Raw genomic sequence first — 16,752 nt, 5'->3', positions numbered from 1 at the left:
GAAGGGTATACTCACGTACTAACTGTACGACCCTAGTCCCTCGACTTGGTAATTCCCGCTACTATCATGATTTTGATTCTATCGTCTACCAACTCTTGAAATGATAGCAGTATACTCAGCTATATTTTTTATTCAAGAATTCCTCAGTTCACGGGTACTCCTATTATTGCAATATACTTTTTGGACTAAAAATGATCCCAAAAATATACATATATAAACTGTTAATGAATATGCACATTTAAATAATACTTCTTTTAAAAATACCGACAAAACTCTACTTGTAGAGAATATATTTACAAAGAATCCTGACATCACAATACCATCTACAACCGCACCCATCATTAAACCAGCAAAATTTCTTGTATTCAAAGAACATGTTGACTTGAGCTGTAAAAATACACTTGTACTACAATATGTTGATAACAATATAGATACCAAAGATACAATAATAATTCCATTAATAACACGACCATGAATATAATAATTGAAGTCCCATAACAAGCCAAAGCTTACTATTATACACAACGTCACAGCAGTCAAAGCTTTTTTCCTGCCATATAGTTCAGATATGATATTTGCAGTTAAAGCTAAAAACACAAATATTAAAGAACACTGAGATATTTTATTAAAAAAATTTAATGAATAAGTGAATATACCAAGTAGTATTACTAGTGGTATGTAAAACTTAGTGTTAATATTGTTCATATTCCCTCCTTCTTTTTGCTCTAATTTTATCAAATAATATGGATTATTGTTAGTAGATAATTTAATTGATTTTTAAAAACTTACTTTTTAAAAGGCTTGCTTGCAAGGGTAGTTAAATGATTTGGGGAATTGGAACACAAAACAAAGGTCTAATGACAATCTGTACACTCTTATGCTTTTAAGAATTGTTTTTTTGAAAAACATCAGGAGCTCGCGTACTACTTTAGTTCACCCCTCATTTTCAAATCCAATTCGTAGGATCATTCGAGTGTACATGACCTTCATAAAAAATTTGCATTGCAAGCTTGGCAGCAACTTACTCTCCCATGCCTCAGGGCATAGTACCATCAGCACTACGAGGTTTCACGTTCGAGTTCGGTATGGGATCGGGTGTTTCACTCGTGCTATAACCACCAAGCTAGCAATACAAATTTATATATATAGACTTCTTTAGACATTTATTCATAGAACCATAACTTCAAAAGAGGTCTAAAATTTGAGTTGTTGATAAAACTGAAAACCTTTTTATGTTTCTTGCAGAATTAATGCTGTACACAAGTACAACCTCAGCAAAGTAAAACAATCGAGCTATTAGTACCAGTTAGCTACACACGTTACCGTGCTTCCACACCTGGCCTATCAACGTGGTGGTCTTCCACGGCTCTGATAGGGAAGTCTAGTTTTGAGGTGGGTTTCCCGCTTAGATGCATTCAGCGGTTATCCCTTCCGTACTTAGCTACCCAGCTATGCCGCTGGCGCGACAACTGGTCCACCAGAGGTACGTCCACCTCGGTCCTCTCGTACTAAAGGCAGATCCTCTCAAACTTCCTACACCCACGGCAGATAGGGACCAAACTGTCTCACGACGTTCTAAACCCAGCTCACGTACCACTTTAATCGGCGAACAGCCGAACCCTTGGGACCTTCTCCAGCCCCAGGATGTGATGAGCCGACATCGAGGTGCCAAACGATTTCGTCGCTATGGACGCTTGGAAATCATCAGCCTGTTATCCCCGGAGTACCTTTTATTCGTTGAGTGATGGCCCTTCCACTCGGGACCACCAGATCACTATGACCGACTTTCGTCTCTGCTCGTCTTGTCAGACTCGCAGTCAGGCTAGCTTATGCCATTGCACTCTAATAGTTGATTTCCGACCAACCTGAGCTAACCATCGCGCGCCTCCGTTACTCTTTGGGAGGCGACCGCCCCAGTCAAACTACCCACCATGCATTGTCTCGGATCCTGATTCAAGGATCGCGGTTAGATATCAAGAATCAAAAGGGTGGTATCTCAAGGGTGACTCCACAGTGGCTTGTGCCACCGCTTCATAGTCTCCCACCTATCCTGCACATCTAATTCCTAATACCAGTGCAAAGCTATAGTAAAGGTTCACGGGGTCTTTCCGTCTAACCGCGGGAACTCCGCATCTTCACGGAGAATTCAATTTCGCTGAGTCGATACTGGAGACAGCGGGGAAATCGTTACGCCATTCGTGCGGGTCGGAACTTACCCGACAAGGAATTTCGCTACCTTAGGACCGTCATAGTTACGGCCGCCGTTCACTGGGACTTCAATTCAGAGCTTGCACCCCTCCTCTTAATCTTCCAGCACTGGGCAGGCGTCAGACCCTATACTTCGTCTATTGACTTTGCAGAGCCCTGTGTTTTTAATAAACAGTCGCTACCCCCTAGTTTGTGCCACCTATAAATGGTTGCCCATTTACAGGTCATCCTTCTCCCGAAGTTACAGATGCAATTTGCCTAGTTCCTTCAGCATCGTTCTCTCAAGCGCCTTGGTATACTCTACCTGTCCACCTGTGTCGGTTTAGGGTACGGTCTTTAATGAGGTGTTATTTCCTGGAAAACATTCACTGCACACGCAATCCAATAAGCGTATACAATTTACTATTTCCGTCACATTCCTCAGGTTCAGGAATATTAACCTGATTCCCATCGATTACGCCTTTCAGCCTCACCTTAGGGGCCGACTAAGCCTGCGCAGATTAACTTTACGCAGAAACCCTTGGACTTTCGGCGAGAATGTTTCTCACATTCTTTATCGCTACTTATGTCAGCATTCTCACTTCCGATACCTCCAGCAAACTTCACAGTTCACCTTCACAGGCCTACGGAACGCTCCGCTACCATTTGCACTATTAAAGTGCAAATCCGCATCTTCGGTACATGACTTGAGCCCCGTTACATTGTTGGCGCAAGAAAACTTATTTAGACTAGTGAGCTATTACGCTTTCTTTAAATGATGGCTGCTTCTAAGCCAACATCCTAGTTGTTTTGGTTTTCTCACATCCTTTAACACTTAGTCATGATTTAGGGACCTTAGATGGCGGTCTGGGCTTTTTCCCTCTCGACTATGGACCTTAGCACCCACAGTCTGTCTGCTATGCTGTACTCGTCGACATTCGGAGTTTGGTTGAGTTTGGTAAGTCTGTAGGACCCCCTAGCTCATCCAGTGCTCTACCTTCGACGGTAATCGCTATAACGCTCTACCTAAATAGATTTCGCGGAGAACCAGCTATATCCGAGTTTGATTGGCCTTTCACCCCTAGCCACAACTCATCCCCTACTTTTTCAACAGTAGTGGGTTCGGTCCTTCAGCGGATATTACTCCACCTTCAACCTGGCCATGGCTAGATCACTCGGTTTCGGGTCTAATTCATCTAACTAAAGTCGCCCTATTCAGACTCGCTTTCGCTACGCCTACACCTAACGGCTTAAGCTTGCTAGATAAACTAAGTCGCTGACCCATTATACAAAAGGTACGCCGTCACAGAACATATAAACGAGCTTTAAAACTCAATGTCTGCTCCGACTGCTTGTAAGCATTCGGTTTCAGGTCTATTTCACTCCCCTTATCGGGGTTCTTTTCACCTTTCCCTCACGGTACTTGTTCACTATCGGTCACTAGAGAGTACTTAGGCTTAGAGGGTGGTCCCCCTATGTTCAAACAGGATTTCACGTGTCCCGCCTTACTCAAGGACTCCAAAACTTTTTACCTATAAGGGGCTATCACCCTCTATGGCCAACCTTTCCATGTTGTTCTAGTTTTTATTCTGAAGCCACTGGCCTAGTCCGCGTTCGCTCGTCACTACTAACGGAGTCTCGGTTGATGTCCTTTCCTCCAGCTACTGAGATATTTCAGTTCACTGGGTTTGCTTCGCATAGCTATGTATTCACTATACGATACCTGCTAAGCAGGTGGGTTTCCCCATTCGGAAATCTTCGGATCAAAGCTTATTCGCAGCTCCCCGAAGCTTATCGCAGCGTATTACGTCCTTCATCGCCTTCTAGTGCCAAGGCATCCACCAAATGCTCTTATTTTATTTACTTTGATTCTTTTAAAGCTTGAGATTGTACGATGTGTACAGAACTAATTCTGCTACTTTACAGTATCCACTCACGATCATAAATTTTTATTATCGCAGTGTGTATTTAGTTTTCAGTTTTATCAACTTTTCAAACAGCTACAGGATTGTTGCCCTGTGTGAAGTTTTATACCGATTATTCAGAACAATGTCAAACATTATTTTATCTGATTAACAGATTTGTTTGTCTTTCTTTGTTAGCATTTCTATCATATCTTCTTCTATGTTCATTTGGCGACATTGTTTGACTTGCCTTAGGTACTGGTGGAACAACTTTTATTTTTTTTATAGTAGCTTTATTCAAATCTACATTTTTTAGCAAAGGATTTGATTTAACTTCCTCGCTTATATTCCCAACAACTCTTATATTATCTAAATTCATTGTTTTTTCTGGATGTTTTTTATTATATTTTTTAATTTCCGGAAGCAGTGTAGTTAAAGTATTACCATCAATGGTAGCTCCTTCAAAGTCTATATGTTCTTTAAAAGTAACTCTCTTAAAAGAACATTCTTTCAATTCAGCATTTTTCAGAGAACATTTTCCTAATGTCACTTCATTAAAATTAAATCCTTTAATTTCAAAATTATCTAATTTCATATCTACTTTTTCAAAAGATAATCCTCTTAAATCTTTATTACTTAAGGAATAATCAAGTATTGGTGAATACTCATATGAATTACTTCGACTATATTTTTCAGCCTGCTCCTGAAAAATGGAAGATAAATATCTTTTCTCTCCTGGCAATGATACTAAAAGAGGACTTGGCAAAATATCTCCAATAATTTGACCCATTTTTTCACCAATTACTTTTTCACGTGTTGAATTAGACACAAAATGTTTTTGAAAATTATACTTCCAAAGGTTAATAGTAGCTCCTACAGCTAAACTTAGAACTTTTGCATCAGATAACAAATTAATCAATGGACGAACCATTGCACTATATTCTCCCTTCTTATAGGAAGCCGTTATTGTTCCTACTTCCTTAGCATGATCCCCTAGTACTTTAACAACTGCCTCACCTTTTAGTTTTAGTTTTTTACCCATCTCGGTTTCATTTAAAAATTTCTCAACCACAGGACCAAGGTCTTTAGCATGTTTTATTAAAAGCTCAGGTATTTTTTCTTGTAAAACTTCTTTAACCTTAGGATTATCCTTATTAAACTTAATAAGAGAGTTTACTAATTCACCAACTTTTTCTGCTTGTTGAGATTCAGGTACGTTCATAACATCTTTAGTTTGTTCAATAATTCGCTCTAACCCATCTTTGTCTGCTAAACAACTTTCAGTAAGTTCTGCTATTATCGGTAAAACATCAACAATAAATGGAATAGTTGCTGCTGTTGCATCACGTACAAATTTAGGATTCAGACCAAGAGATTTAATATTTTGCTGAACTTCTGGTTTATCCAAGAAACCTAAAATATTATCTTTATTATCAGCAAAATATCGTGGTAGAGTCAATTTTAAGGCAGGAGCTAGATCTTGAACGACCTTACCAGCATTATCTAAAATAGAAGCTACCATGGCTTTTTGTATTTCCACTATTTCTTCTTTTCGAGTCGAAGATAAATTTTTATCAGTCAATAATTCCAAGCCAAGATCTTGATGTTTCATATAAAGCTCATAAATCATAACCATTTCAGGAGTATGATCTAATATCGTGCTACTTGCATTAGTTGCCAGTAACATAGTATTTTTAAAAAATTCTTTTGATACGAATCTAGTAAATGTATCGTCTAGAACATTCTCAGCAATTTTGGTAATTTCTTTTTGATTAGCTGGATCGCGTAAAAACTCAACTAAATCTTTCTTGACTAGTTCTGCTACTTTAGGGCTGGTGAAGATTTCCAAAGCATTTTTAATGATATCACGCCCTGAATTCTCGTTAGAAATTATTAGATTTTTATAAATTTCTTGTACTTTTTTATTTGATTCTCCTTCTAATATGCCACCTCCTAATTTTAGCACCAACGGCACTATCCTTCTAATAAAATTTTTATCTACTCCATCAAATATATCAGGATTAACTCTACTAGCTTCTGTAGGTGAAATCATTGGAGCGGGATTTAACACAATGCTTAAAACTGGCAACAAAACACGCTGAGCGATCTGATCTTTCAATAGATCAGACCGTGCTTCATTCAGAGCAGGAATATATATATCAGCCACTGCACCAGCTCCCTTGATTAGATTAGATGCATGTTCTACTTGTTCTTTTTGTAATTTTTGCCTTTCTTCAATTAGCAACTTATCACTTAATAATTTTTCACTCACTTCTTGAAATTTCAGGAAATCAGCATATAGCTCATCATATAATAGCTTCTTTGTATCCAGCGGATTCCTAATAGCTGAAGGTACTATAGTAGCAATATCAAGAAGAAATGCCCCTGTCTCTTTTAATAGACCTACAGCGATGTGAGGTAAATTCTCTAGTGTTAATTCTAATTGCTCCGCTTTTTTTACTTGTTCCAATTGTTTTTGCTCTTCTTGAAGCTTCTGCGGGATAATTTCTTGACCATTCTGAATGAATGTGCCTTTTAAACCCATCAAATTTACGTCCACAATATCAGTATCAATATCGACCGTAGCTTTAGACAAATCAGCCTCAGCTAACTTTGCCGCACGTAAATTAACCCCTTCTAACTTAACCTTTTCTGCTTGTACTTTTTCCAATATCGCTTGCTGCAATTTTGATTTTGTAAGATCACCATTCATGAATATTACTTCGGTAAAATCACCTTCCTGAGCGTCAATACTCCTCATTATACTATTCGAAAAATCAGCCTTTTGTGCATGAACTTTTTTTAGTATACTATAACTTGTATTGATTCCTTTAGCATTCGCTCCTTCCAAAACCGCCTCTGTTAAGTTAGCAAATTTGACCTCTACTCCTTCTAAAATTGCATTTCTGAAATTTGCCTTTTGTGCTTCCACCATATTTAGATTGGCATTAATAAAATTCACTCCTTCAGCATTAATCCTTCTTAGAATAGCTGCTTCTAAATTCGCTCCATCCAGCTTAGTCAAACCACTTAACTCAGCATCCGACAAATCTAATCCTTTTGCTTCTATGTTCTGCAATATAGTATCTTTAAATTTTGCTTTATGTGCTTCAGCCTTTTCCATCAAAGCATTAGATAAATCACTCTCTATAACCTGACACTCTATTAAAATAGCTTTATCTAATATTGCATGCTGCATTTGTACTCTTCGTAAATCTGCTGAGATTAAAGCAATACCTTGCAAATCTGCCTGATTAAATGTTGAATCAGTCAATTTTGCGTGATCCCATTTACCATTTTTTATATTTGCATAATCAAAGTTGGAGTTATTTATCACAACCTCTTGACCATTAGAACGAGCCATAAAAGCATGTGTGAACTGACTATTATCAACGACTGCCTGACTTAAATTACTATTAAAAAGATTCGCGTTATCTGCTTTAGACCCTAAAAAATTAGCTCCATCAAGTTCTGCACTCTCGAAATTCGCTTCACTAATATTAGTGCCATTAAATTTGCATCCGGATAAAACGGACCCTGCGAACACAGCACCCCGTAAATCTGCTCCTGAGAAATCTAAACCAGATAAATCAACTCTATCATACCATTCATTATTAGTAGAAGTATCAACTCTACTAGAACAATCTGCAATAATTCTTGCTCCTGATCTTATCTGTGATTTCTCTAATTTAGATTTAGCAAAATCATTTAAGCTTAAATTTTCATTACTCTTTCTTGCCTGCAAATATTGCTCTATATCTTTCCGAGCTAAGGGTACATATTGCGTTTCTTGATTTCGCTGTTCTTTAGTTGATCCTCGTACATAAGCTGGATCAAAAGTACAACTGCTACTGCCATAAATATTTTGAAAAGTTTCATGCATTGGATTATCTTCTCTAGGAAATATTTTTTGCTCAACCATTAGCTTCAGCTCTTCTTCCAGCCTATCATATTCTGAATCCCCGGTTTTATAACCTCCAATACGCCAAGCCTGAGCTTTCAAGCTTAACTTCTTCTCCGCCTCCTCTAATTCTTTTTGTTTACTACTTATAAGATATTGCTGCTCTTTTTTGCGAACTAAGTCACTTTTTATGTCAGCATATTTTCTGCCTAAAGAAGAAGTGGTGCTGAATTTTATCCCCTCAATATCACGTTCTTTCCCTATTTGAGAGTATCCTTTATAGCTATCAGAAAACCTACAATTAGCAAGGTCAGCTCCTCTAAAATCTATGTTTTGTAGAATAGTATCTTCGAAATAAGCCTTGTCAAAATCAACATCACAAAACACTGCATCAGCTAAATTACATTCTTTAAAAGTAGTATTTTTAAATATACAACCAGTAAAATCTCCTCCGCTTAGGTCTGTTACATTACCAGATCTACTAAAAGTCCTATCGGATAAATCTGCAACTACTACTACATTACTATCTTCAAAATATTTTCCCTTTAAATACTGGTTAAGGCTTAAACTTTCCTTAGGATCACTTGCTAAAGTTGCATGCTGAGCTGTAATATAATCCTTTATATCCTTGCTAGTAGGACGAAACTTTTTAATTTTAACATCTGGATCATCGAAAGCATATTTTTTCTTCACCATAACTTACTCCTCAATTATATTCCTTTTCCGTATACTCTTCTGCTCCTACGAATTGTTTTTTGAAAATATCAGGAACTCGCGTACTCATGTACTAAATGTACATTCCGCTTACTCGCCCCTCATTTTCAAATCCAAATTCTCCAAATCATTCGAGTATATTAAAGATTTAATAACAATTTCTCAGGATTCTCAATCAATTCTTTTATTTTTACAAGAAAAGTAACTGCTTCTTTACCATCAATAATACGATGATCATAAGATAAAGCAACGTACATCATGGGACGTATTTCTATCTTACCATTAACCACTACTGCTCTTTCTTCGGTCTTGTGAAGACCTAAAATACCTGATTGAGGAGGGTTAATAATCGGAGTTGATAATAGTGATCCATAAACACCACCATTTGAAATGGTAAATGTTCCACCTGACAAATCAGACATAGATAATTTTCCTTCTCTAGCCTTTTTACCCAAACCAGCAATTTCTTTCTCAACCTTAGCAAAACTCAATTTGTCAGCCTGCCTAACTATTGGCACTACTAGACCCTGCTCTGTCCCTACTGCAACACCAATATCATAATAATTCTTATACAGAATCTCATCCCCTTCTATCTCGGCGTTTACCGATGGAACTGCTTTAAGAGCTTCAATAGTAGCTTTTACAAAAAATGACATAAATCCCAGCTTAACCTTATGCTTCTTCTCAAACTCTTCACGATACTGCATACGCAAATTAATAACTTTCAACATATCAATTTCATTAAAAGTAGTTAGAATAGCTGCAGTATTTTGTGATTGTTTTAAACGATCCGCTATAGTTTTACGAAGACGTGACATTTTAACACGCTCAACCATCCCTTCATTTGTACGTACAACATTAGCTATAACAGGTAATTCTGTTTCTTTTGCAGGCGGGGTATTTATGAACTCTAGTACATCTCCCTTGGTCACTCTGCCTTCTCGACCAGTACCTTTTATGTCAGCTAATTGCAGTTTATTTTCACTCACTAATCTTTGCACCGAGGGCGGAACATCAACCTTGTTGGTACTTGCAGGTTGCTGTTTTATCTCTTTGTCTAGTGTACTAGGTGAAGCTACACTAGAAGCTTCTCCTTCGGTGATTTGTCCTACGCTCTCACCCACATATACTGTATCGCCCTCATTCTTAAGTATTTTGCTTATTACACCAGAGGAAAGTGCATTTACTTCTAACGTAACTTTCTCTGTCTCAAGTTCTAAAAGTAGCTCATCCACTTTTACCGCATCTCCTTGTTTTTTATGCCATTTAGCAATAGCCGCTTCTGATACAGACTCTCCAAGAGATGGAACTATAATTTCAATACTCATAATTATTTTATTCTCCTAATTATATTCTATTATAAACTCAATTCGATGTAAAACATCGGTTTAATAGCCTAGGGTGTCCCTGCACCTTCAGATGTCACCATTCACTATGGCAAAATCTTCTCAGGTTACTTTATTAATAACTAGTTCACTACCAGTTGATTTTATGTTTACCGTATCACCGCTCATAATACTACTCGAAAGAATCATTTTGGCAAAATGATTCTGTAGTTCTCGTTGAATAACTCTCTTTAATGGTCTAGCACCAAACATTGAGTCATAACCCTTATCAGCAAGGTAATTTATAGCTGATTCATCAAATTCCAATATAATATTTTGTTGCAAAAGAATTTTTTTTAGATTATCCAGTTGTATTTTAACAATATCATGTATGTTGGCACGATTTAGTTTATGGAATAGAATAATCTCATCTAGCCTATTTAAGAATTCAGGTTTAAATACGGCTCGTACATATTCCATTACTTGTTCTTTGATTTTATGTTGGTCATCTTCTTCTCGTTGATTAATAAGTATTTCAGCTCCAAGGTTAGAAGTAAGAACAATAATGGTATTTTTAAAATCAACGGTTATCCCTTGACTATCGGTTAGTCGTCCTTCATCTAAAATCTGCAGCATGATGTTAAAAATATCTGAATGAGCCTTTTCTACTTCATCAAATAAAATAACTTGATAAGGTCTCCTACGCACTGCTTCTGTTAAAATGCCTCCCTGCTCATAACCAACATATCCTGGAGGTGAGCCAATCAAACGTGATATGGAGTGTTTCTCCATATATTCAGACATATCAACTCTGAGAATAGCGTTACGATCATTAAATAAAAAAAGTGCTAAAGCTTTGGTTAGTTCAGTTTTCCCAACACCAGTTGGGCCTAAAAATAAAAATGACCCAAGTGGTCTGTTAATATCTTGCAAACCAGCACGAGAACGGCGTACGGCATCACTGATTCCTTTTATAGCTTCATCTTGACCGATCACTGACCTGCGAAGTTTATCTTCCATAGCTAGTAGTTTTTCACGTTCGCTTGATAGCATTGTATCAATCGGTATACCAGTAATTCTAGATATGATTATAGCTATATCGTTTTCCGATACAACTTCTTTTGATAGTTTGTTATCTCCTCCTTCCATTGCTTGTTGTAGTTTCTTAGTCAAATCAGGAATAACACCATATTTTAGCTCACTAGCCCGTGCAAGATCGCTACTTCTTTCTGCTCGTTCAAGTTCTGCTCTAGCTTTTTCTAGTTCCTCTTTTAATTTTTGCTCAATATGTATTTTGGATTTTTCAGCTTGCCAGCTAGCACTCATATCATAAGAAAGAGATTCAAGTTTTTCTAATTCATCGGTTAAGAGGATAATTTTCTTTTTTGAATGTTCATCATTTTCTTTTTTTAGAGCTGCTAGTTCAATCTTTATTTGAATAATACGGCGATCAAGTTCATCCAATTCTTCTGGTTTACTAGATAATTCTATTTTTAATCGACTACATGCTTCATCGATTAAGTCAATGGCTTTATCTGGTAAGTAACGATCAGTAATATATCTATTGGATAAAGTGCTGGCAGCAACTATAGCACTATCAGCAATTCTTACACCATGATGTAATTCGTATTTGTCCTTAATACCACGTAAAATTGATATAGTATCTTCTACTGTTGGCTCACTAACGTAAACTGCCTGAAACCTTCTAGCAAGAGCTGCATCTTTTTCAATATATTTACGGTATTCATCTAAAGTAGTAGCACCAATACAATGGAGTTCCCCTCTAGCAAGCATGGGCTTTAGTAAATTTGATGCATCCATAGCCCCATCTGTTTTGCCAGTTCCTACTAAAAGATGTAGTTCATCAATAAATAAAATGATTTCCCCTCCAGATTCTTTAATCTCGTTTAATACCGCTTTTAGTCGTTCTTCAAATTCTCCGCGATATTTAGCCCCAGCAATTAAAGCTCCCATATCAAGTTCAATGATACGGCAATTTACTAGCGTTTCTGGAATGTCTTGGCTAAAGATTCTTTGAGCTAACCCCTCTATTATGGCTGTTTTACCAACCCCTGGCTCTCCTATCAGCACTGGATTATTCTTCATTCTTCTTGATAAAACTTGTACTGTTCTTCTAATTTCCTCATCTCTGCCAATTATTGGATCAAGTTTACCAAGTTCTGCTAGCCGCGTGACATCTCTACCATATTTCTTTAAGGCATCGTAACTACTTTCAGAAGATTCGCTATCTGCTTTCTTACCTTTTCTTAACTGCAGAATTGCGGCGTTTATTTTTTTACTAGTTATTGAATTATCCAATAAAATTTTACCAGCAGATGTTTGGTCATACGATAATGCTTCAAAAACTCGCTCAATAGTGATAAAACTATCAGCATTATCCTTAGCAATATCTGAGGCTTTATTAAGTAATTTTAAGCTTTCCGATGATAAATAAAGCTGTCCTCCTCCCTCAATTTGTACTTTTGGGATTTTGTTTAATTCTATAGTTACAGCTTTATTTAAATCCTCTAAGCTACTACCCAAAATATTAATGAGGTTAGTAATAATGCCGCTATCATCATTTAACAAACTCGCCAGTATATGTAATGGCAATAGTTGCTGATGATCATTTTTTGCTGCTAAGCTTTGGGCATTAGAGATGACAGATTTTGCATGTGTAGTAAATTTATCCATATTCATTTCAATAACCTTATAAATTTTAAATTAACCTCAAATATCGATGTAAGAATAATTATTATTCTCTTTTTTTTAAATCATAGTTGATGACATCACCCCTAATGGCGATGATTACTTGAGCCTAGTATTAACTTGTTACATCGCATTAAGGTTAGAATATATCATAATATTTGACCCCACTAAGTATTTTATATAATTAATGGTTAATAATAATACAAGGGGCTATAGCTAAACCCGAAAATATTTGAGTCATGAAAACGATGTTATAAACTAGCTCAAGGCAAAGCCTTCCCGCGTAGGCGGGAAGGCTTTCAACCCACAACTGTCGAAAGTTAGAAGGTATAGGTGGTTTTAGAAGATTTTAATAAGTAAAATAACCTCAGTTCGATATAAGAATTAATAATTCTTATATCGAACTGAGGTTATAACAATAAATTTGCAGGAAATGATAAACAAAAATTTAATATATTTGACTCAACAACTATTAGTTTATCTAGTTAAAGAATTCAACACCAAATAGTATAAGATTTTGTACTTTTTTGTGGCGGTAATCCAAACTTGGTGGAGCTGAAAATATGATCCCCTTCGAACTTTCGACAGTTGTGGATCGTAGGTAGCCACGTACTAAATGTACGCCTAGCACTTCTACCCTTCAACTCCTAGCACTTCATAATTTTGATTCTATCGTCTATCAACTCTTCATTTACGAGTAGTATACATTTGACCTTTATCGATAAAAATGATAAAATAGACCTAGAAAGGTGTTAATAACCAGCTTGAACAAATATACAAAATAATTATTTTAAATAAGTGATAATAATATGAAAATTTCAGCAAATGCTATTAGGGCTGGTAACATTATAGTGTATAATGATGATTTATGGGTTGTAAGCAAAACACCTGAACATACCAAACCTGGTAAAGGTGGGGCTTATGTGCAAGTAGAGATGAAAAATTTAAAAACTGGTACAAAACTTAATGAGCGTTTTAATTCATCCGATTACGTTGAAAAAGCACAGCTTGAGAATAAGGATTTACAATTCCTATATTTTGAAGGTGATGATCTCGTGTTAATGGATAATGAGACATTTGAGCAGATTTTAATTAATAAGGCAATTCTTGGCGAATGTTTGCCATTTCTTGAGGATAATATGGTACTCAAGGTACAGTTTTATGAAGAAAAAGCTTTAAATGCTGAATTACCGCAAACCGTTATTGCTGAAATTATGCAAACTGATCCTGTAATTAAAGGCTCTACGGTAACATCTTCTTATAAACCAGCCATTTTAACCAATGGAGTAAAGGTAATGATACCGCCTTATTTAGTTACCGGAGAGAAAATAGTTGTAAAAATTGAAGATATAAGCTTTGTTGAGAGAGCAAAGTAATATATACTCAGGTAGAACTTCAAGAATTAGCGTTCCCGCGACCTAGAGATCGAAGCTGCTCCGTTACTCATATACGCTACGCCGCTCGACTTTGCTACTGCCTAGCTCTTCTTGAAGTTATACTATCGTCTATCATCAACCCTTGAAATCATATATAGCTTATGCAGCCTATAACTAACTTACTTATTACTGCATCATGTAAAGCTGTTAAGTTTCTGCAGAGAGATTTTTTGGAGCTGGAAATGCTTCAAAGATCTAACAAGGGAAACTATGATTTCTGCAATAAGTCTTATGTTAAAACACAAGACTTATTACGTAATGAGTTGCAAAAATATACAAGTTCTTTATTTTTTCCAGAGGATAAGTTCGAATTGGATAACGCTTCTGAGATGGTTTTATTAATAAATCCGCTTGATAGTTTGAGTAATTTAGAGAAAAGTATACCATTTTTTGCTGTATCTATAACGTGTTTAAAAAAGATTAATAAAATTTTAACCACGGTTTGTACTGTGATAAACTTTCCAGCTCTTGATGAGATTTATTATGTTGAGAAGGGAAGAGGGGTATGGGTAGGAAATAATACCACTAATAATAGTGGTAGATTAAGGGTTTCTGCTTGTTCTAGTTTTGATAATTTTCTAATTTCTACTGACGATCTTAACATAAACCCAGTTTTTTTGAAAAATGCTAGGGTTTTTGGTTCTCATTGTTATGGAATGCTATTACTTGCAGCTGGTAAGATTGATGCTGTTTATTTTTCATCATTAAATTACACTTTAAAAGCTAGCTTTGATTTAATTGTCCGAGAATCAGGTGGAGCAATAATAAATAATGACAAAACGTTTGTTGCTACTAATTATGAACTTTCCGAGAAATTTAAACATCTATTACTTGAAAAAACGTCATTGAGTAATTAAGTTCTGTCGCCAAAATTTTTTACTTTTATTTTTTTGTTAGATCATATACAATTTTGTTAGGGATAAGTTTTTTAGGATTAAATCTTGAAATCCCTAATATTATTCTAATAATTTAATGTTATGTTATGAAAAAGTTTAGTGTTAATTGTGATTTTGGTGGACAAATGGCACCATTTACCATATATGTAGGGCAACCTGAGCCGGGGCATCATCCCTTGCATTTTCAGGATGACTGGTTATCAAAGCAACGTGGTGGGAAAATACCAGCTGAGGTCATGGATGCGATAACTAAACTGCAAGAACTGGCTAATAAGAATAATGTTCTGCTGGAAGAATTGTGTGTGTATGCTCTTGGTTCTGCACAAGAGGAGGAGGATAAATCTGAAAAAAGTGAAGAATCAGAAAGTGATAATGACGACCAAGATGGTAATAATGATGTTAACGGTGACACTGCTAGTTAACCTGAGTTCGATGTAACTGGCTTGATGTCACCCCTACTTCGGTGCGGGGTCTAAAATATCTAATAGTATTCTTGGTTATTTTTTAAGATCCCTGCTTTCGCATGGATGACATCTAGGAGATTAAACCTATGTCTTACATAAAACTGAGGTTAGTTAGTTATCATAATTGACACACAATAATAATTTTGATCAGGTGGTTGTGTCTATATCAGAAGATATTACATTAATAAAATTCAGTAATGTATCTAAACAATTTGGCAAAAAGTTACCCCTTACTAATATTAATTTTACCGTTAAAAAAGGCGAGGTTACGACTTTAATCGGTCCAAATGGTGCTGGAAAAACAACAATAGCTAGATTAATCTTGGGATTAGACAGTGCCTCATCTGGTAATATAACAATTCACCCACATCTAAAAATTGGCTATGTACCGCAGAGACTAGATTTTGCTTCAGACTTACCAATTACAGCTGAAAATTTTTTGTATTTATTAGCCTCAAATGCTACTCGCAATGATTGGCAAGAATGGGGTAATTTTATTGATTTTGATAATTATAAACATCATGATATTTCAGAACTTTCTGGTGGTCAATTTCAGAAGCTAATTCTGACTGCTACCTTACTCAACAATCCTGATCTAATCATTTTAGATGAACCAACTCAATCATTAGATGTTACTAGTCAGCAAGAATTTTATCGGATTATTAATCAAATAAAAAAACGTCTCAATATTACGATTTTTATGATATCACATGACTTATTTACTGTGATGAAAAATTCTGACCAAGTTATATGTTTGAATGGACATATATGTTGTAGCGGTAAACCTAACGATTTAGCACAGAACCAAGACTTCCTAAACACCTTGTCATCAATTGGTTTTTATGTCCATCATCATGACCATAAACATTAGATCTTTTTGGCAACCTCACTTAGGCATTGCCCGCGTAAACCACTAGTATACTGCTATGATTTCAATAGTTGATGGACGAAGGTCAACTATATCTTCTCTTTATTAGGATTTTCTGCTTCTAATTTTTATAGAAAATTGATTATATAATCACCGTTTACCTTAGGATTATCTGTGCTAACTAATTGCAAATCAGATAAATTAATCGCTCCTATTAAATGTTTCCTTTTCCAATCATTAAATGTTGGTAAAGTTTTATTTTGATTCTTTCTTATCCAACCACAACGTGCTTTTGTTTAATACTGAGGATGAACGCTATCCATAAAATGAAGAATTGGTAGAAGTAAC

Annotated in this window: 8 protein-coding genes and 2 rRNA genes; 4 read left to right on the top strand and 6 right to left on the bottom strand. The window is 36.0% G+C overall.

The features are described from left to right. Positions 1-132: 132 nt before the first annotated feature. From AB3211_RS03630 to clpB, 6 genes are all read right to left on the bottom strand, one after another. Positions 133-705 (bottom strand): VUT family protein, encoded by a 573-nt coding sequence (locus AB3211_RS03630; protein WP_367364738.1) that lies wholly within the window; start codon positions 703-705, stop codon positions 133-135. A gap of 303 nt (positions 706-1,008) precedes the next feature. Then, positions 1,009-1,123: ribosomal RNA gene (rrf, locus tag AB3211_RS03625) — 5S ribosomal RNA — on the bottom strand. Positions 1,124-1,275: 152 nt separating this feature from the next. Then, positions 1,276-4,053: ribosomal RNA gene (locus AB3211_RS03620) — 23S ribosomal RNA — on the bottom strand. Between the two features lie 198 nt (positions 4,054-4,251). Further along, positions 4,252-8,688: a pentapeptide repeat-containing protein gene (locus AB3211_RS03615; RefSeq protein ID WP_367364737.1), complete on the bottom strand. Its 4,437-nt coding sequence runs from the start codon at positions 8,686-8,688 to the stop codon at positions 4,252-4,254. A gap of 158 nt (positions 8,689-8,846) precedes the next feature. Then, the gene (odhB, locus tag AB3211_RS03610; protein ID WP_367364736.1) at positions 8,847-10,034 is read right to left on the bottom strand and encodes a 2-oxoglutarate dehydrogenase complex dihydrolipoyllysine-residue succinyltransferase; all 1,188 of its coding nucleotides are present in this window, start codon (positions 10,032-10,034) and stop codon (positions 8,847-8,849) included. A 120-nt stretch (positions 10,035-10,154) separates the two neighbouring features. Further along, on the bottom strand, positions 10,155-12,731 hold the full coding sequence (gene clpB, locus AB3211_RS03605; RefSeq protein WP_367364735.1) for an ATP-dependent chaperone ClpB: 2,577 nt from the start codon (positions 12,729-12,731) through the stop codon (positions 10,155-10,157). 818 nt (positions 12,732-13,549) lie between these two features. On the opposite strand from clpB, the gene efp reads away from it, so the two are divergent. The 4 genes from efp to AB3211_RS03585 all read left to right on the top strand — a co-directional run bounded on the left by efp (position 13,550) and on the right by AB3211_RS03585 (position 16,407). Beyond that, positions 13,550-14,116 carry an elongation factor P gene (gene efp / locus AB3211_RS03600; protein WP_367364734.1) on the top strand — a complete coding sequence of 189 codons (567 nt, stop codon included), beginning with the start codon at positions 13,550-13,552 and terminating at the stop codon, positions 14,114-14,116. Between the two features lie 161 nt (positions 14,117-14,277). Beyond that, positions 14,278-15,033, top strand: coding sequence for an inositol monophosphatase family protein (locus AB3211_RS03595; protein WP_367364733.1), 756 nt, complete (start codon positions 14,278-14,280; stop codon positions 15,031-15,033). A gap of 125 nt (positions 15,034-15,158) precedes the next feature. Continuing rightward, positions 15,159-15,494 (top strand): DUF2610 domain-containing protein, encoded by a 336-nt coding sequence (locus AB3211_RS03590; RefSeq protein WP_367364732.1) that lies wholly within the window; start codon positions 15,159-15,161, stop codon positions 15,492-15,494. Positions 15,495-15,711: 217 nt separating this feature from the next. Further along, positions 15,712-16,407 (top strand): metal ABC transporter ATP-binding protein, encoded by a 696-nt coding sequence (locus AB3211_RS03585; RefSeq protein ID WP_341758792.1) that lies wholly within the window; start codon positions 15,712-15,714, stop codon positions 16,405-16,407. Positions 16,408-16,752: the final 345 nt, after the last annotated feature.

Origin of the sequence: Candidatus Tisiphia endosymbiont of Nedyus quadrimaculatus, from assembly GCF_964059235.1 — a bacterium.
In the GTDB taxonomy this organism is placed as follows: Bacteria; Pseudomonadota; Alphaproteobacteria; order Rickettsiales; family Rickettsiaceae; genus Tisiphia.
Note: the sequence above shows the minus strand (reverse complement) of the source record. Positions and strands in the feature narration are given on the sequence as shown.